This window comes from Spirulina subsalsa PCC 9445, from assembly GCF_000314005.1.
GTDB classification, from domain to species: Bacteria; Cyanobacteriota; Cyanobacteriia; order Cyanobacteriales; family Spirulinaceae; genus Spirulina_A; species Spirulina_A subsalsa.
The window spans coordinates 1794594-1811810 of the sequence record NZ_JH980292.1 but is presented as its reverse complement, the minus strand read 5'-3'; the positions used below and the strand labels follow the sequence as shown (position 1 = coordinate 1811810).

The window sequence follows — 17217 nt, the reverse complement described above, 5'->3', positions numbered from 1 at the left end:
ACCTAATAGACAGTGGGTAGTCTGTCCGAGGGCGTAAAAAGTCAAGAAAGGGGGCTGGGAAAATGCGGTTATGTCCCAATTAATGGAGACATTGAACAAAATTAGCGACGCACTCCGCCACCTCGCGGAACGCAGGTGGCGAAGCATTCATATACCCTCGACTTGTCAAGAATCCTTAGACACCCCCTAAACCCTTTAGGAGATGTCTATTCATCTAGGCGTTTTACAGCTTCGCGGGGTCAACCGCAAAGAAGCTCACATGATAGAGATTCCCTTTCCAAGGGTGAGCTTGCACTTCCCGAATTAAGGCGCTCCCTTGCCAAGACTGTTCGGGAATATTAACTTCGACAACCGTTTTATTCACTACAGCCGTTCTCAGCAGGGTTTCTGCGTCTTTGGCATCGACCACTAAAGACAGAGACTCTGGGACATTATGACCGTAGATATTGGCTGGGAGAAGACCCTCACGGCGCAAAGCATTGGGCTTACTGCCTTCGGGTCTGGTTTTACATTCAATCGTTGGTGCGGACATAGTGTGTTCTGGATATATAAGGGTTAATCAGCAAAATCAAGGGCAATGGGTCAAGGTGAAGCCACTGCCCACCCCCAAACGTGAGCCTAGACTTCCAGTAAGGCACGTTTGGGGCCGTGAATGGGATCTTCAACAATAATGGTTTGATCCCGACTGGCTCCCAAAGAGACAATGGCAATGGGAACTTCCATCAATTCGGCGAGGAATTTTAGGTAATTCAGCGCCGCTTGGGGTAAGTCTTCCAACGTTCGACAGTCGGCGGTGGATTCTTTCCACCCCGGCACGGTTTTGTAGATGGGCTTACATCGGGCGAAACGCTTGGAACTGCTGGGGAAATCCCGGCAGGTTTCGCCGTCAATTTCGTAGGCCACACAGACTTTAATTTCCTCTAAACCATCGAGGACATCCAGTTTCGTGATGGCTAAACAGTCTAAACCGTTGATGCGCACGGCATAGCGACCAATGACGGCATCAAACCAACCACAACGACGAGGCCGCCCGGTGGTGGTGCCGAATTCTGCACCGCGATCGCCTAACATTTTCCCCACTTCCTCTTTTAACTCCGTCGGGAACGGCCCCTCACCCACCCGGGTCGTGTAAGCTTTCGCTACCCCAATCACCCGGTCAATGATCGTCGGACCAACACCCGCCCCCACACAGGCTCCCCCCGCAATGGGATTAGAAGAAGTCACATAGGGATAAGTCCCGTGATCCAAATCTAACAGCGTCCCCTGCGCCCCTTCAAACAGGATATTTTGCCGATTGCGCACCGCTTCATCAATTTTTAGGGAACTATCCACCACATGGGGGCGTAACCGTTCCCCATAGGCCAGATACTCCTCTACCACCGCTTGGGGATCAAGGGGAGGGAGATCATACAGTTTTTCGAGGATGGCATTTTTGTACTGCACCGCCCAAGTGACCTGACTGCGCAACTCATCGGGATTCACTAAGGTCATCATGCGAATCCCCATCCGTTCCGACTTATCAGCATAGGTGGGGCCAATTCCCCGTTTCGTCGTCCCAATCTTATGCTCACCCCGTTTATTTTCCACAGCTTCATCAATCAGACGATGGTAGGGCATCGTCACATGAGCCGTCTGGGAAATATACAACTTTTCTGTGGAAATTCCTAACTCGGCAAGTTGATCAATTTCTTGAATCAGCACTTTGGGGTCAATTACCGTCCCCGAACCGATAATACATTGTGTTTTTGGGTATAAAATGCCGGAAGGAATTAGATGGAGTTTGAAGGTTTGTCCTTGTACGACTACAGTATGTCCCGCGTTCGCTCCCCCTTGGTAGCGAACGACGACATCTGCTGAACGACTCAGCAGGTCTGTAATCTTACCTTTGCCTTCGTCCCCCCACTGGGCTCCAATTACTATAACGTTAGCCAAGGGTCTTGTTTCTATTCAACACTTTTCACAAACTCTCATTATCTATAAGAAGGGGGGAGTGTGTCAAGGGTTTTAATCGGGAACGGGGGGCAGGGGAGAGGCAATCTCCCGACTCCCGACTCCCGATTCCCGACTCCCGATTCCCGATTCCCGACTCCCGACTCCCGACTCCCGACTCCCGACTCCCGATTCCCGATTCCCGACTCCCGACTCCCAATTCCCCAAGGAGATTTATGGCACTCTATGCAGAACTACATCGTCATTTAGGGGGTTCCGTTGTTCCCCGCGTGTTGTGGCGTTATTTCCAACGACGCAACGAGGATTTAGCCGCCCAATTCCCGGTGTATCCCGAATTTGAAGAATTTTATACCCGTCCTCGTAATACCCTTGATGAGTATTTAGAATTACATACCCTTGTGGAGACAGTCCAAACAGAACAGGCGCTCCCTTATTTTATTTATCGCCTGATTCGCGGGGCTTATATTTTTGAAAACCTCGCCTATTTAGAACTCCGCTATACTCCCTACTTGCGCACCCCAGAACGCCTCAGCCAAGGGGAACGGATTGAGCAGATGGCGCAAATTGTGGAAATTGTGGGGAAAGCCTCTCAAGCGGAAGATTACCCCATTATTACCAGCCAAATCCTTTGTATGCACTCCCGTTTACCTTCAGAGGTCAATCGAGCCATTGTGGAATTAGCGGTGAGTTATCCTGAATATGTTTGTGCTGTTGATGTGGCGGGGGGAGATGCCCATTATCAGGAGCGTTTGGATGAGTTTGTGGGGTTATATGATTATGCGCGATCGCAGGGCATCAAAACCACCGGACACCTCTACGAAACCGTCGATGGCTGTTATCCCCAACTCCTCCCCTACCTCATGCGCATTGGTCACGGCATCCAAATCCCCCTAAAATATCCCGAACTCCTGCCCCAACTCGCCGCCCAGCAACAATGTTTAGAAGTTTGCCCCACCACCTACTTTAAAACCGGCACCCTCGACGACCTCTCCCAGTTAAAAATCGTCTTTGACCGTTGTTTTGAGGCCGGGGTAGACATCGCCATCTGTACCGATAACGCCGGACTCCATAACGTCCGTCTCCCCTTTGAATACGAAAACCTCCTCACCCACGACATCATCGACTTCCGACAACTCCAAGCTTGTCAAGATGCCGCCTTCCGCCATGCCTTCGCCTGGCCCCACCAACAGCCCCCCGCCTCCCTCTTAACCAGCATCCTACAAAAAGAACCCCCAGAAGCCCAGTCCATTTATCCCTAACAACTGATAATCAATTCTGAATATCCTAAGAATCACAACATCCAATCTAACGATTTGGTCGCCTAGGAAGACTTGAATGTGAAAGGGTTAATTTGGCATCGGCATTGGGCTAAGTCGATAGTGACGCGGGTTTGTGTGCTGCGCCTTGGACTCCGTACCGTGGGGCACACGGGAACGCATACGCTTGGGGAGATTGAGCCTCTGGCTGAGTTGGAGCAGTCCTGCTCAGTGAGGTTCGGTCGATGAACCAAGAATCCCCGTCGCTGTCTTCGCGGGGAGTGTTAAAATAACTAGGGTCATTTCTAAAGCTAGTATTTACGTCGTTTGAATCAATCCACCGAAATACAAGAAATCGATACTCTCGCGCAAGAACTCGCTACAATTCAACAAACGGGTTCTAAGCGGATTGCCTTGCTAGGGACTCGTCATGTGCCGCTTACTCATCAGAAACTCATTGAGATGATGAGTTATGCCCTCGTGTTGACGGGCAACCGTTTGATGACTTCTGGCGCAACGGGAACCAATTTTGCAGCCATTCGGGGCGCGATGCGCGCTGATCCCAACCTGTTAACCGTGATTCTGCCTCAAAGTCTCGCCCGCCAAACGCGGGAATCTCGAGAGCAGTTAGAGAAGGTGATTCATTTAGTGGAAAATCCCGATAATGATCATCTGTCCTTAGGAGAAGCCAGCGCTCTGTGTAATCGTGACATCATTTCTCGCTGTCAACAGTTGATTTGTTTTGCGTTCCATGATAGTCACACCCTTTTAAAGACCTGTGAGGAAGCAGAAGAACAACGAAAAGTAGTAACTCTATTCTACTTTGATTAAGGGGTGTTGTGAACTCCCCTTTAAACAGGACTAAGTGTTGGGCTTAGTCTTGTTTGTCTTGGGTATTCAGCAAAGCCTAATTGAACTTATGAATATTGAATTGATTTTATTAGCCTCTGTGTTGGGGGCGGTGGTGTTGGTGTATTTGCCCTATTTGGTGGTGGCGTATAATCGAGTCCGTTTGGGCTATGATATGAGCGCCCCTCGGTTGATGTTTGAAAAATTTCCCCCCTATGCCAAGCGAGCGACTTGGGCTCATCAGAATTCTTTTGAGGCCTTAATTATTTATGCTCCGGCCGCTTTGATGGCCTATGTGACGGGGGTAGAGTCTATGGTGGCGGGATATGCGGCGATCGCCTTTTTAATCGTCCGTTTCCTCTACTCCCTCTGTTATATCCTAGATTTTGCCCTCATTCGCCCCTTAATGTTCGTGCTGGGCTTAACTTGTAGTGGCATTTTATTCGCCCTCAGTTTGTTACAAGTGGCAGGCTAGGGCTACAATACCCTCACACCTCGGAAAGTGTCTGAAAAGCACATTCTCAACATCCTGAAAACCGTTCTAGTTTAAATAAAATTATGGCATCCACCAGTTCTTTTGATGTTGTCAGCGACTTTGATCATCAAGAAATGGTCAACACCGTAGATCAAACCCTACGAGAAATCAAAAGTCGTTATGATCTCAAAAACACCAACAGCACCCTAGAATTAGGGGAAAGCACTATTACCGTGAATACAGATAGTGAGATGACCCTAGAAACCATTCACGATATTTTGCGACAAAAAGCCGCCAAACGGAATCTCTCGCAAAAAATCTTTGAATACGGGAAAATTGAGTCGGCCAGTGGGGGCAGAGTTCGGCAAGAAGTTACCCTAAAAAGGGGAATTAGTCAAGAGAATGCTAAGAAAATTAGTAAATTAGTGCGGGATAATTTTAAAAAAGTGCAGGCTTCGATTCAAGGGGATGCGGTGCGGATTTCTAGTAAATCGAAAGACGATTTACAGGAAGTGATTCAAGCCTTGAAACAGGAAGAATTTCCCGTGGCTTTACAGTTTACGAATTATCGCTAGTCTGGGGCTTCTCTCTCAAGATCCAAGGAAACGGGAACCCCACCCTCAGCTAGGGAACGAGTTAAGGCAGTTAGCACTTCGACTAACTCCATCCCCACCCAGCCGGAAGAGAGGGGGGAGGGGGTTTGAGTGAGAACGGATTCGACAAAGCGATCGCACACCCGCCCCAACGGTTCATAAGAGTCCAACGCCAACACCTCTCGCCCCATCCCTTGGGGGATAAAATTCCCCCCCACCTGCTCAAAATAGCCCCGTTGGATGGTTAAGGGGGCATCCCCCGCCAACTCGTCAAAAATCAATGTCCCTTGACTCCCCACCACACAGAGACGGCGCTGCTTATCCGGATTGAGCCAACAGAGATGAATCACCCCTTGAAACCCACTAGGATAGGTCACTGTCACCCAGACCAAATCCCGCACCGCTAAGGACTCCGAAACCGCCGGAATCGCCATCTTTAACTGAGGCTGTAACCAAACTTGCCCCGTTGCTTGTACCGTTTGGGGTTTCTCCCCTAACCAATGGCTGAAAATCGCCAGATCATGAATGGCCAAATCCCATAAAGCATCGACATCTTGACGCACAGGGGCTAAATGAGTCCGGGTGGCGTAACCATAGCGTAACTCCCCCAATGTTCCCGACTCAACCACCCCTTGACCCGCTACTACGGCCGGATGGAAGAGATAGGTGTGGTCAATAAACAACTGCACCTGTTTTTCCTGGGCGAGTTGGCAGAGATGACGACACTCGGCAGGATCTAACGTCAGAGGTTTTTCAGCCAGGACATGATACCCCAAGGTTAAGGCATCCTGAATCAAAGCATAGTGGGTCGCCGCCGGAGTGGCCACTAGAACCGCATTGAGATCCGGATGTTCCCGAATACTCGCCCAATCCGTGGCTTGAATGACCTGGGGGGGAAGATTGGCCCCACATTCGGCCAACTGCTCAGGATTGGAGTCTACCACGGCCACTAAGTCAATCTGGGGGTGTTGGGAACAAACCCGCACCCAATGTTTTCCCCAACGTCCCACCCCTAACAGGGCTATTTTAATTCTCATTTAGCTGCATTCTCCTTGGGTTGACCAATGGCTAAGAAAGCCTGTTTCGCGGCCGCTTGTTCTGCTGCTTTTTTTGAGTGTCCGATCCCCCGACCTAAACACTCGTTTTTTAGCCAGACTTCAGCTGTGAAGCGCTCTGTGTAGTTCGCTCCTTTTCCGGTTTCTTGGACGCGGTATTCTGGCAAAAGTTTATACTGTCCTTGAGTCCATTCTTGCAGCGCGTCTTTATAGTTCTGGAGGGCGGGATCTTGTCGGACTTCAATCGCCTTATCTTTTAAGACGGAATCCAGCCAACAGCGCACGAGGGTCATGGTGTGGGTACTGAGATATAAAGCCCCTAAAACAGCCTCAAACGCATCGGCTAAACGGGAGCGTTTGCCTCCATGATCGGCCGATGTCCCCCCGGATACTAATAGGTAGCGTTCTAAGCCATAGATTTCGGCAAAATCGGCTAAAACGCGATCGCTCACCAACACCGACCGAATGGCTGTAAACTCCCCCACGGGTGCATCAGGATAGGTTTCTAATAACACTTCCGAAGCGGCCAGACGGACGACGGCATCCCCCACAAATTCCAACTGTTCATAATTAGCCCCTTTGTTAATACTGGGATGAGTTAAGGCTAAATCCAGTAAACGATAATTAACCGGGGCATCCGAGGCTAACCCCAATCGTTGAACCAACTTTTGAAGTTGTTTCTCTCGCCTCTGGTCTTTCACTACAGGGGATGAATTCAACTTCACTACTCCTAAAAACCTGACGCTGCAATCTTCTATTGTATCCCAAGACGATCAGGCTACAGAGTTAGCCTTCTGGAGGATTTATTCCGGTTTGAGGGGAGGGGTTGGGAGCAGGATGGTAGGATGGGAGGATGTGAAGAGTAAACAGAGGAATGCTATGTTGGTTCACTTTACGGAGGACGTTGCATTATGGCTACTCTACGTTTAGAAAATGGTACGATCTACAGCGAACTGGTTGAGATTCGCGCCCAACTCGCCCCCCTGAATGTTCATCTAAACCATTGGCCTGTGGGGAAGCATCCCGAAATTCAGACGTTGTTAGGGAAAGCCGCGCTGAGTGATGGGGAGAAAGAACAAGTTTTAGGCACTTTAGATCACTATTTTGTCCAATTACAAGAAGAAGCGGGGTATCAGTCCCGAGATTTGATTGTTCTCCATCCCGATATCCCGAATCTAGGGGATTTGTTGGCTAAGTTTGAACGCTGCCACACCCACGCGGATGATGAAGTGCGCTATATCATCGAAGGAGAGGGGATTTTCGGTTTTGTCTCTCCGACGGGAGAACAGATGGAGTTAACGCTTCAGGGGGAAGAATATATCAATGTTCCGGCGGGAACAGAACATTGGTTCTACTTAACTCCTCGTCAACGGATTAAAGCAGTGCGCTACTTTACCACGACAGCAGGCTGGACTCCGGAATATACCGACACACCTATTCGGATGTCCAGTCAGGGTTATGAGAAAGCCCGATAGCCTGAAAGCCCTTGGATTTAAGCCCATATAGCATTCCTCAATGATTTGTAAGAAAATAGCGTAGGGGGAACATAAATTCCCCTTACCACAACTCATTTAGGGTGGCTATATAGCAAACTTATCTGAGTCGTGCTAAAAAGGCTCGCTTGCAATCCAACTAGGACAATAGTTCAGAGTTCACGTCTCATTAGGACTAGCTATAGTTCCGAAATTAATGTCATTCATCACCAATCTATGAGCTTTGTTGATACCCTCTATGGCTTCTTTCTCTGTCTACTCGTTCCCTTTTATTGGCACTATGGGAAATTTACCCCGGCTTTTAATTTAAACACCCAAGGCAACGTCACCACTGCCAAAGTGGATATGAACGATTCCTCAGAATCCACCCAAAAACGGCGACAGTGTTTATTACTCTTGGCTAGTTTATTTTTTTATGCCCTTTTACAGATTTATTATATCCCCTTCCTACTCTTAGCTGCCTTTTTAAATTATCGGTTAGCCAAGGCAATGGAAGCCCGTTTTCGGGGCTGTTTACAACCCCAATATTCCCAACTTTCTAATCAAGAATGGGAAGAAATGCAGCGTTTCTGGAATAGTCAGGCAACCCAGATCCTCCTGATTGGGATTGTTTTAAATGTCCTGATTCTAATTATTTTTAGATACCTGCCTTTCCTCTTTGGTATTATTGACGATATTTTGAATCTCCCCTTAGCTCAATTTAGTTCTAACTGGCTGAGAACTAACCTCATTGTTCCCTTGGGCATCTCCTTTTTTACCTTTGAATGTATTGCCTATTTAGTAGACGTTTATCGCGGCGCACCTGCCAGTTATTCATTTTTACAATTTGCCAGTTATAAACTCTTTTTTCCGAAACTAATTTCTGGACCGATTACCCGCTTCCATCAATTCAATACCCAACTGAAAGAAAGCCAAGCCTTGACGAACCCTCTATTTACTGAGGGGTTATGGCTTATGGCCTGTGGCATTGTAAAAAAAGCCTTAATTGCGGACTCCTTGGGAATTTTTGTAGACCTTTGTTATGGCAACTTAGAACGGGCAGGTAGTGGGGATTTATGGTTAGCTATTATTGGCTACGGTCTACAACTTTATTTTGATTTTAGTGGCTATGTCGATATGGCGCGAGGCAGTGCCATGTTATTGGGATTTCAACTGCCGGAGAACTTTAATTCTCCCTACTTTACCACCAGTATCGCGGCTTTTTGGCGGCGGTGGCACATTACCCTAGGGGATTGGTTACGCAACTATCTCTATTTTCCCTTGGGCGGGTCAAGAAAAGGCTTAATGCGCACCTGTATTAATTTGTTTTTAATTATGTTCTTGGCGGGGATTTGGCATGGTGCGGCTTGGGGGTATGTGATTTGGGGGATTATTCACGGTTTAGCGTTGGTAATTCACCGACTCACGGAACAGGTTTCTCAGGTTTTTACCGGGTTTGGACGATGGTGGAAAACTATCCCCGGCACAGTTTGCGCTTGGATGATGACCCAGTTTATGGTGTTTCTCGCTTGGGTGTTTTTCCGCTTACCCAATGTTCAACAAGCGAATTTAGTGTTTAGTCGTTTATTTAATCATCGGGCTGATGTCCAGTTTGCCCACAAAGTTTATGGGGAAGCCTTAGGTATGGGGCGCTCGGATTTGGTTTGGTTGGTGTTAGCGTTGGTCATGACCATGACGTTTTTATATTTGGTGAAACGGGGGTTAAAAATTGAACTGAGTAGTTCGGTTAAAATAGCGTTGGTTCCGGTCTGTATTTTTGTGGTTTGGATTTTAGCTCCGGGAGGCGGTTTACCTTATATTTATTTTGATTTTTGATCATAAACGCCGTTGATACAACATCCCCGGTAAGGCGGTAGCTAGACCCATTAATTCTAAGTCAAATAAGGCGACGGAGACGGTTGAGATGTCTAGATTGACCTTTTGGGCAATCACATCTACGGGTAAGGGCTCTAGGGAAAGGACGGCGAAAATGGGGGCGATATGGGGGGGTAAATCGGGGGGTGGGGGGGGAGGTGGAGTCATTTGATCGAGTTGGGGGATTTCGCCCAAGGCTTCGATCAGTTCTTTTTCCCCTAGGATTAACTGGGCGCCTTTGTTGGCTAATTCTAAACAACCGGAGGATTGAGGCTGATCGAGGGAACCGGGTAAGACGTAGACATCTCGCCCAAATTCGTTGGCGTAACGGGCGGTAATCAATGCTCCGGAACGGCGGGCGGCTTCGATGACGAGGACAACGCGACTTAATCCGGCGATGATGCGGTTGCGGGGGGGGAAGTTTTTGGCTTCGGGGGGGGTGCCGGGGGGATAATCACTTAAGATTAAGCCCTGTTTGGGGATTTGCTGGTAAAGGTGGGTGTTGCTGCGGGGATAAATGATATCAATCCCGGTGCCTAAGACGGCGATAGTGCGTCCTCCGGCGGCTAAACAACTTTGATGGGCGATCGCATCTACCCCACTAGCTAGGCCGGAAATGACGGTAAATCCATGTTTTGCCAAGGTTGTGCTGAGTTGACGCGCCCAACGTTGACCATATTCGGTGATGTTGCGGGTTCCCACAATGCCTATCAGGGGGGTTTTGCCTTGATTCTCGGCTAAGTCTACTTGACCGCGATAGTATAAAACGGGGGGTAAACTAGGAATCTCTAGCAATAAGTGAGGATAGTCGGGATCGGGGGGAATCCAAAACTGAAAACCCCTGTCCTGGCAATCTTTGAGTAGTTTTTCTGGGTTAAGCTGCGATCGCCTTTCTTGAATTACCCCCAACAATTTCGGCCCCACCCCCTCCACCTCACGCAATTCTCCGGGTGAAGCCTCCCAGGCCTTGCCTAAACTGCCAAAATTCCCATAGAGGCGTTGGGTTAAGACGGCTCCAACTCCCTCCACTTTTGACCACGCCAACCAGTAAGCCCGTTCTTCTAGCAATGTTCTATCCTCGATCTGCCCATCTCTATTTTATCTCTGCCTCCTTCCTCTGCTCTTTTTGCAAATTTTTAGAAAAAATTCTGCTATTTAATTAAGAATTTATCGCATTAAGCGTACAATAAGAAATCGCAAAGCAAAAAACCGTTTAGACGAATCATGACCATTAACCGAAAAAACCTCCTCACCTTCAGTGCTGGACTTGTGATGTTGTGGGGAACAGGCTGTGCGACGACGACCGAAGCCCCTACAGACAACGCCAGCAGCCCCAGTGGGGGGGGAGAAGTGAACCTATACACCGCCCGTCACTATGACGTAGATTCTGACCTCTATCGCAAATTTACCGAAACGACAGGGATTAAGGTCAATGTAATTGAGGGGAAAGCGGAAGAATTGTTAGAACGCATCCAAAGCGAAGGAGTCAACAGTCCGGCCGATGTGTTTATGACGGTGGACGCGGGCAACCTGTGGCAAGCGCAAGAGGCGGGGGTTTTTCAGCCTGTTTCTTCGGCGACTCTCAAGGCAGCAATTCCCGAGAATTTACGGGAGGATGAGGGTCACTGGTTTGCCCTGACCAAACGGGCTCGGGTGATTATCTATAACACCGATAATGTCCAACCCGACGAACTTTCTACCTATGAGGCACTGTCAGAACCTCAATGGCAGGGACGGGTTTGTATGCGCAGTTCTAGCAATATTTATAATCAGTCTCTGGTGGCGGCGAAATTGGAAGAATGGGGGACTGAACGAACCGAAGCGTGGTTAAGGGGTTTAGTGGGTAACTTTGCCCGGGAACCCGAAGGCAACGATACGGCGCAAATTCAAGCGGTTGCGGCCGGACAATGTGATGTTGCGATCGCCAATACTTATTATGTGGGGCGTCTCTTGGCCTCTGAAGACCCCAAAGACCGAGAAATTACCGCTAACATCGCCGTCTTTTTCCCCAATCAAGACATTGGAGGCACTCATATTAATGTGAGTGGGGCGGGTGTAGCGGCTAATGCACCCAATAAAGAAAATGCAGTGACGTTCCTCGAATTTCTCACCACCCCAGAAGCGCAAAAAGTCTTTGCGGCGGCCAATCATGAATATCCGGTGACGGCTAATGTAGCTGAGAACGAGTTTGTGAAGGGTTTCGGCGATTTCCAAGCATCGGGCCTCAATGTAGAGGTTTATGGTGAACGGAATGCCGATGCAGTGAGACTGATGGATCAAGTGGGCTGGAAATAGTCTGATTGGGGCGTGCTGAATAACTGGGCTAGGGAACGGGGAACAGGGGGGATGGGTTGATTACTGTTGCACGAGTGCCTATTCCCGACTCCCGACTCCCTAATCCCTATTCCCTGTTCCCTTGACTTTTAACTTGTCAAGGTTGCCCCTCCGTCAATGCCCAAATATGTTGCAGGAGGAAACCCCCTAAAACACTGCCAATAACGTAGTAGAGAAAATCCGACCAATCGAAGGCAACCCCCAAAATGAGACGACCGAGGAGGGTTGCCCGAATGGTCTGTAACCAAGGGGGATGCCAGAGTTGGAGAAACTCTAAAATCGAGGTGCAAAGGAAAACCCCCAAGGCGATGGGCCAGATGGCTTGACGACGGGGGAAGATGAGGAAAAAGACTAAACACCAGGCCATTTCGTAGAAGATGCTGCTAAAAGAATCATTGACCCAAGCCGAACCCCACCCCTGATAAAATTTGGCGGATAACCCGAGGGGGATTATCAGGAGGAGATAGAACAGGGTTAAGAAACGAGGGCGATGGGTAAAACGCAGCACGGGTTAAGCTTTGCGGGGAAAGTGGGTCATTTTGGCGATCGCACAAACCGTTAACTGCCCCGATTCTATGGTTAATTCCTCGATATACAACGAAATGCCTTGAATCTCAAAATCTCGCAAATTCAGCACATCTAGAGCCTTCTGGCGCAATATCTCGGTGAATTTTGGGCAGGGTTCAACCCCTTGGCTATAGTGACAATCGGCTAAGATCACCTCCTCCCCTAACATGGTGGGGGTGGCTTCCATGGTCACCTGTTGACATTCCCCGGTGGAAACGGTCAAATCCACATCAATGGCAATTTTGCCCGTGGCGAGGAGATGACAATGAATGCTCTGGGGGGTTAGGGTAATGGGGTGTTGGTTTTGCTCAGTCGGTAGGGCTTGAATGCGATCGCTTAACAATTTCGTATTAAACGCCCGGTTAAAATCCGCCTCCGTCAAACGAATGCAGGCCGTCCCATCCGTCGGCTGAGTTAACTCAATATTGCCCATGAGTGCCTTAAAAGGACTTACCGCAATCGTCTTCATTTGGAGACGCATCTCCTCCATGCGGAGATTTTGCCCCATCACCAGACCCGTCCCATCGATTAACAGGGACTCTAACTTACCTTGCGCCAAGAGATTAGGATCCGTTTTGACCCGGACTTGCAAATCCTGCGCCTTTCTAATTTGACTTTTTAAAGCCAGCCGCGCAATTTTATTTAGCGCTTCCTCACCCAAGTTCTTCTGATTCAGTAACAACACTGCCGATTTTATAAATAGGTTTAATGAGCTTAGTATAAGAGTGAACGTTAAACTTTGGGAGAATTTACGGGTCAAACTTCACCCGATCCGGATCAACACAGTGCCGAGGGAACCGAGACTAGCAGGGAGGGCAATACTTGACCTATTCCCCCTGACCTCCCCACTGAAAACAGATCTACCTACTCTAACGGTTGAAAACCCGAGGTTGAGACACCGCTTGACGATAGACCTCCACCCCTTCGCTGTAATCAATAGGCAGCACCGCCACCACGTTTTCATGGGGTCTGGGGATAATCACCCACGTTTCTAGGGTACCGCCGGGGGTATTTTTCGCTGCCTCAATCCCCGCTTCCATCGCCGTTTTGACCTCAGACACATCCCCGCGAATATTCACCGTAAAGCGCGCACTCCCCACGCGAATATAGCCCACTAAGGTAACACGACCTGCTTTAACCATTGCATCGGCAGCAGCCAGTACAGGGGGAAATCCCTTAGTTTCTAATGATCCAACAGCCTCTGGCATTCAAATTCTCCTTCTTTAAAAGACTTATATCACCTTGACATCCAAAGATCAGCCACGCTTATTGTACGAGGCTTTAGCCCCCTTAAGCTATCGGAAGCGTTCCACCGCCTCGGTATATTCGAGGGGCAGAACATTAATCACATTTTCGGGCGGGTTCGGCACAATATAATGGGTGAGAACTTCCCCCCCGAAAACACTTTCTCCGGCCTCAATCCCCGCCGCCTGTGCCATTTTCACCTCGGACACCGGCCCCCGGATAGCCACCACAAAGCGCCCACTTTCGGCCTTATCAAACCAAACCAGCGTAACACGCCCTGCTTTCACCATCGCATCCGCCGCCGCTAAAATGGCGGGAAAGCCCATCGTTTCAATAACTGCAACTGCTTCAGGCATAATAAATTAAGGGTCAAGCTTAGGAATTCAGCATAACTTTCTATTCTAGCAATTTTCTGGAGCGATGGAAATAGGCAGCAGTAGCGGTTATTATCCTTTCACACCACTTCCGGCATCAGTGGGGATAATATAGCGCTGGGCGAAGACAAAGACCAACAACACGGGAACAATGGAAATCACGGATCCCGCCGCCATTAACCGCCAATCGAGGGAAAATGTTCCGGCTAAGGTCGCTACCCCTAACGGTAGGGTGTAATAGTCGGGTTGATCAATGACAATTAAGGGCCAGAGGAAATCACTCCAAGAGCCAATAAACACGAAAATAGCGAGGGTAACAAGGGCAGGACGCACGGCCGGAATCATGACGTGCCACCAGATGCCGAGTTCTGATGTGCCATCAATGCGGGCGGCTTCTTCCAATTCTTTGGGGACACCTTGGAAGGCTTGCCGGAGGAGGAAAATCCCGAAGGCGGAGGCAATGGAGGGGAAAATAATGCCCAGGTAGGTGTTGCGCAGTCCTAACTGTACTGTCAGGATAAACAGGGGAATCATGACGATTTGGAAGGGAATCATGATGGTGGAGACAATGAGGGCAAAAATGAAATCTCGTCCTTTAAATTCCAGTCGTGCGAGGGGATAGGCGGCGAGGGAACAAAAGAGTAGGTTAAGGGCGACGGTTAATACCGCGACGACGACACTATTCAATAGATAGGTGGCGAAGGGGTAGGTTTCCCAGACGATCTGGAAATTCCGTAGGGTAGGGTTTTGGGGGATGAGTGGGGGGGGAAAGCCAAAAATCGGTTCTGTGGGGGATTTAAAGGCCGTACTCACTAACCAGAGGAGGGGAAACAGCATGGCGATCGCAATTCCACTCAATAACAGATAAGTCCGCACCGTTCCCCAAAATTGGCGTTGAATCTTCATAATAGGGCATTGATAACCGTTAGCCCCCATTGTATAGCAATCCTCAATAGGGAGCAGGGGGGCAGGGGAGCAGGGGAATAGTGGCTAGTGAATAGCCAAAACCCTTGACTATTCCCGACACCCGATTCCCGACTCTCGATTCCCTATTCCCGACTCCCCAAGTCTCGGACTTATTCAGCAAGCCCTAGGGTCGTTCAACAAAACTCTGAACTTACAAGCGTTCTGTCATTTGAGTTAATAAAGTATTAGAACGCTCAATAAAAGACTTCATCCCTTCAGGATCAAAAGGCTTCTGAGAAATTAAGGCCAGATCGTAGATATGTTGACACATCTGGTTTACTAATGTACCCGTACTAGATTGTCCATCCCCAACGGCGATCGCACCTTGACTCAAATTGACCAAATTTTGAATCATCGGGTGGGCTGTATTCACCAGCAACGTATGAATTTCTGGGAATTCCACCGCCTTCTGTTGCAATAGAGCCGTCATCTCCTGAATCCGGCGCATTTCCTCCGGTAAAATCACCATCGCTGGGGGTGTCGTTTGCGGATTATCGGTTTTCAGTGACTCCGTGCGAATCGTCACCTTGCTATTATTTAAAGCCTGCTCAAACAACTCCTTCACCAACTCACTGCGCGTTTTATTGGTTTTCGGATCAATAATTTCCGACTTGTCCTCTTCAATTAACGTCTGATCTAAATCCGAATCCACCCGCGAGAAACGCACATCAGAATATTCCCGTTCTAAGAACGGAACAAAGTAGTTGGTATCAATAAAGGAATCTAAAAACAGAACCTCTAATCCCTGTTTTTTGTACAGTTCTACATAGGTCGCTTGAGCCGTCGGATCCGTACAATAAAAAACGCGGTTTTCGTGTTTTTCCTTATTCCGTTCGAGATAATCCTTTAAGGTCGTATAACCATCCCCCTCCGTAGTCGCACCGTCGGCCTGTTGCCAAGGATCACCCTCTCCGGCTTGTACTTCCACTTGGGGTTCTTCCTTCGGTTTATCCGCCCCATAGGTGGTTTTATAGATAATTAAATCCTCCACCTGTTTCTTAAACTTATCATCCTTGAGGGAACCAAATTTAACAAACGTTCCCACATCTTGCCAACATTGGATATATTTAGCGCGGTCTTCTTGATAAATTTGTTTCAGACGGTCGGCGATTTTTTTCGAGATAAAATCTGTAATCCGTCGCACCGTGCGGTCATTGGTTAAAGCACTCCGAGACACATTTAAAGGAATATCCGTGCTATCAATTACCCCCCGTAACGGCATCAGGAAATCTGGGATGATTTGGTCGCAGTGGTCACTCACAAACACCTGATTACAGAACAGTTTAATCTGTCCCTTATTAATATCAACATCCGGTTTAATGGGGGGGAAATAAAGAATCCCATTCAGGATAAAGGGGTAGTCCGTATTGAGATGTACCCACAACAGGGGGTCTTCTTGGAAGGGGTAAAGATAACGATAAAACTCTAGATAATCCTCATCGGTCAGATTTTGGGGAGAATCTTTCCAGGGGGCCTTTTGTTTGTTGATTTGCTCGTCCCCTAATTTAATGGGAACAGGCATAAAATCACAGTAGGTTTTAACTAACTGTTTAATGCGACCTTCTTCTAAATACTCCTGTTCTTCATCCATCATGGTGAGGGTGATGGTAGTGCCGGGAGTCGTCCGACTAGAGTCGCTCAATTCAAAGGCCGGAGAGCCATCACAGGACCAATGCACCGCTTGGGAGCCACTGCGATGGGAGAGGGTGTCAATTTCCACATGACGCGCCACCATGAAGGAAGAGTAAAACCCTAAACCGAAGTGACCGATGATTTGCTGGTTGGGGTCTTTTTGGTACTTCTGGATGAATTCCTCCGCACTGGAAAAGGCGACTTGGTTAATATACTTTTTCACCTCATCGGCCGTCATACCAATCCCATTGTCGCTGACCGAGAGGGTTTTCTTCTCCTTGTCAATGTTGATGGTAATTTCCGGTTCCGGGAGGTCGCCGTCCACTTCCCCCGCATAGGAGATCATCTTGAGTTTTGCGATCGCATCCACACTGTTGGAGATTAATTCCCGCAAGAAAATCTCATGATCCGTATAGAGAGATTTTTTGATAATGGGAAAAATATTCTCAGTGTGGATTGTAATATTGCCTTGTTCTAGTACAGTCATAGAGATTGTTCAGTTTAGCCTAAAAGTCCGTATCCTTGATTGTGCGTGATTCTGGCTCAGATGTTAGGAGGGAATGACCCACCTATA

19 protein-coding genes are annotated in these 17217 nt (G+C 48.5%); 7 read left to right on the top strand and 12 right to left on the bottom strand.

The features are described 5' to 3' along the window. Positions 1 to 223 precede the first annotated feature (223 nt). The 3 genes from rplY to SPI9445_RS0108425 form a co-directional block, all read right to left on the bottom strand. A complete protein-coding gene (gene rplY, locus SPI9445_RS0108435; protein WP_017304297.1) occupies positions 224 to 532 on the bottom strand; it encodes a 50S ribosomal protein L25 in 309 nt (102 codons plus the stop codon). Between the two features lie 86 nt (positions 533 to 618). Next, positions 619 to 1932: an adenylosuccinate synthase gene (locus SPI9445_RS0108430; protein ID WP_017304296.1), complete on the bottom strand. Its 1314-nt coding sequence runs from the start codon at positions 1930 to 1932 to the stop codon at positions 619 to 621. Between the two features lie 72 nt (positions 1933 to 2004). After that, complete coding sequence (locus SPI9445_RS0108425; RefSeq protein ID WP_017304295.1) at positions 2005 to 2157, bottom strand: hypothetical protein; 153 nt, start codon at positions 2155 to 2157, stop codon at positions 2005 to 2007. Between the two features lie 8 nt (positions 2158 to 2165). On the opposite strand from SPI9445_RS0108425, the gene SPI9445_RS0108420 reads away from it, so the two are divergent. The 4 genes from SPI9445_RS0108420 (at position 2166) to SPI9445_RS0108405 (ending at position 5105) form a co-directional block, all read left to right on the top strand. After that, positions 2166 to 3209 carry an adenosine deaminase gene (locus SPI9445_RS0108420; protein WP_017304294.1) on the top strand — a complete coding sequence of 348 codons (1044 nt, stop codon included), beginning with the start codon at positions 2166 to 2168 and terminating at the stop codon, positions 3207 to 3209. Between the two features lie 324 nt (positions 3210 to 3533). After that, positions 3534 to 4037: a hypothetical protein gene (locus SPI9445_RS0108415; RefSeq protein ID WP_017304293.1), complete on the top strand. Its 504-nt coding sequence runs from the start codon at positions 3534 to 3536 to the stop codon at positions 4035 to 4037. A gap of 88 nt (positions 4038 to 4125) precedes the next feature. Beyond that, positions 4126 to 4530, top strand: a complete 405-nt coding sequence (locus SPI9445_RS0108410) for an MAPEG family protein (protein ID WP_026079625.1) — start codon at positions 4126 to 4128, stop codon at positions 4528 to 4530. An 83-nt stretch (positions 4531 to 4613) separates the two neighbouring features. After that, positions 4614 to 5105 carry a YajQ family cyclic di-GMP-binding protein gene (locus SPI9445_RS0108405; protein ID WP_017304291.1) on the top strand — a complete coding sequence of 164 codons (492 nt, stop codon included), beginning with the start codon at positions 4614 to 4616 and terminating at the stop codon, positions 5103 to 5105. Here the strand turns inward: SPI9445_RS0108405 and SPI9445_RS0108400 are convergent. After that, on the bottom strand, positions 5102 to 6160 hold the full coding sequence (locus SPI9445_RS0108400) for a Gfo/Idh/MocA family protein (protein ID WP_017304290.1): 1059 nt from the start codon (positions 6158 to 6160) through the stop codon (positions 5102 to 5104). The genes SPI9445_RS0108405 and SPI9445_RS0108400 overlap by 4 nt on opposite strands. Beyond that, positions 6157 to 6897 (bottom strand): ribonuclease III, encoded by a 741-nt coding sequence (gene rnc, locus SPI9445_RS0108395; RefSeq protein ID WP_237747940.1) that lies wholly within the window; start codon positions 6895 to 6897, stop codon positions 6157 to 6159. Before rnc ends, SPI9445_RS0108400 begins: the two co-directional genes overlap by 4 nt. 192 nt (positions 6898 to 7089) lie before the next feature. On the opposite strand from rnc, the gene SPI9445_RS0108390 reads away from it, so the two are divergent. Continuing rightward, positions 7090 to 7653 carry a 1,2-dihydroxy-3-keto-5-methylthiopentene dioxygenase gene (locus tag SPI9445_RS0108390; RefSeq protein WP_017304288.1) on the top strand — a complete coding sequence of 188 codons (564 nt, stop codon included), beginning with the start codon at positions 7090 to 7092 and terminating at the stop codon, positions 7651 to 7653. A 234-nt stretch (positions 7654 to 7887) separates the two neighbouring features. Next, positions 7888 to 9486 carry an MBOAT family O-acyltransferase gene (locus tag SPI9445_RS0108385; protein ID WP_017304287.1) on the top strand — a complete coding sequence of 533 codons (1599 nt, stop codon included), beginning with the start codon at positions 7888 to 7890 and terminating at the stop codon, positions 9484 to 9486. On the opposite strand, the gene dprA is transcribed toward SPI9445_RS0108385, so the two are convergent. Beyond that, positions 9487 to 10593, bottom strand: a complete 1107-nt coding sequence (dprA, locus tag SPI9445_RS0108380; protein ID WP_017304286.1) for a DNA-processing protein DprA — start codon at positions 10591 to 10593, stop codon at positions 9487 to 9489. It lies immediately after the preceding gene. Between the two features lie 156 nt (positions 10594 to 10749). On the opposite strand from dprA, the gene SPI9445_RS0108375 reads away from it, so the two are divergent. Continuing rightward, entirely contained in the window at positions 10750 to 11820 is a 1071-nt protein-coding gene (locus SPI9445_RS0108375) for a Fe(3+) ABC transporter substrate-binding protein (RefSeq protein WP_017304285.1), read from the top strand. Positions 11821 to 11956: 136 nt separating this feature from the next. On the opposite strand, the gene SPI9445_RS0108370 is transcribed toward SPI9445_RS0108375, so the two are convergent. The 6 genes from SPI9445_RS0108370 to htpG form a co-directional block, all read right to left on the bottom strand. Then, on the bottom strand, positions 11957 to 12367 hold the full coding sequence (locus tag SPI9445_RS0108370) for a ribosomal maturation YjgA family protein (protein ID WP_017304284.1): 411 nt from the start codon (positions 12365 to 12367) through the stop codon (positions 11957 to 11959). Positions 12368 to 12370: 3 nt separating this feature from the next. Next, a complete protein-coding gene (locus SPI9445_RS0108365) occupies positions 12371 to 13111 on the bottom strand; it encodes an LmeA family phospholipid-binding protein (protein WP_017304283.1) in 741 nt (246 codons plus the stop codon). 184 nt (positions 13112 to 13295) lie between these two features. Then, a complete protein-coding gene (locus SPI9445_RS0108360; RefSeq protein ID WP_017304282.1) occupies positions 13296 to 13634 on the bottom strand; it encodes a carbon dioxide-concentrating mechanism protein CcmK in 339 nt (112 codons plus the stop codon). Between the two features lie 87 nt (positions 13635 to 13721). Continuing rightward, the gene (locus SPI9445_RS0108355) at positions 13722 to 14027 is read right to left on the bottom strand and encodes a carbon dioxide-concentrating mechanism protein CcmK (RefSeq protein ID WP_017304281.1); all 306 of its coding nucleotides are present in this window, start codon (positions 14025 to 14027) and stop codon (positions 13722 to 13724) included. Between the two features lie 90 nt (positions 14028 to 14117). Next, positions 14118 to 14951: a carbohydrate ABC transporter permease gene (locus tag SPI9445_RS0108350; RefSeq protein WP_033374374.1), complete on the bottom strand. Its 834-nt coding sequence runs from the start codon at positions 14949 to 14951 to the stop codon at positions 14118 to 14120. Positions 14952 to 15162: 211 nt separating this feature from the next. After that, complete coding sequence (gene htpG / locus SPI9445_RS0108345) at positions 15163 to 17130, bottom strand: molecular chaperone HtpG (RefSeq protein WP_017304279.1); 1968 nt, start codon at positions 17128 to 17130, stop codon at positions 15163 to 15165. Positions 17131 to 17217 lie beyond the last annotated feature (87 nt).

Excerpts from the sequence above, each read along its gene's own strand:
- SPI9445_RS0108400 (WP_017304290.1), bottom strand. The coding sequence starts at position 6,160 with ATGAGAATTAAAATAGCCCTGTTAGGGGTGGGACGTTGGGGAAAACAT.
- SPI9445_RS0108355 (WP_017304281.1), bottom strand. The coding sequence starts at position 14,027 with ATGCCTGAAGCAGTTGCAGTTATTGAAACGATGGGCTTTCCCGCCATT.
- SPI9445_RS0108405 (WP_017304291.1), top strand. The coding sequence starts at position 4,614 with ATGGCATCCACCAGTTCTTTTGATGTTGTCAGCGACTTTGATCATCAA.
- htpG (WP_017304279.1), bottom strand. The coding sequence starts at position 17,130 with ATGACTGTACTAGAACAAGGCAATATTACAATCCACACTGAGAATATT.
- SPI9445_RS0108420 (WP_017304294.1), top strand. The coding sequence starts at position 2,166 with ATGGCACTCTATGCAGAACTACATCGTCATTTAGGGGGTTCCGTTGTT.
- SPI9445_RS0108410 (WP_026079625.1), top strand. The coding sequence starts at position 4,126 with ATGAATATTGAATTGATTTTATTAGCCTCTGTGTTGGGGGCGGTGGTG.
- SPI9445_RS0108360 (WP_017304282.1), bottom strand. The coding sequence starts at position 13,634 with ATGCCAGAGGCTGTTGGATCATTAGAAACTAAGGGATTTCCCCCTGTA.
- rplY (WP_017304297.1), bottom strand. The coding sequence starts at position 532 with ATGTCCGCACCAACGATTGAATGTAAAACCAGACCCGAAGGCAGTAAG.
- SPI9445_RS0108350 (WP_033374374.1), bottom strand. The coding sequence starts at position 14,951 with ATGAAGATTCAACGCCAATTTTGGGGAACGGTGCGGACTTATCTGTTA.
- SPI9445_RS0108390 (WP_017304288.1), top strand. The coding sequence starts at position 7,090 with ATGGCTACTCTACGTTTAGAAAATGGTACGATCTACAGCGAACTGGTT.
- SPI9445_RS0108385 (WP_017304287.1), top strand. The coding sequence starts at position 7,888 with ATGAGCTTTGTTGATACCCTCTATGGCTTCTTTCTCTGTCTACTCGTT.
- SPI9445_RS0108375 (WP_017304285.1), top strand. The coding sequence starts at position 10,750 with ATGACCATTAACCGAAAAAACCTCCTCACCTTCAGTGCTGGACTTGTG.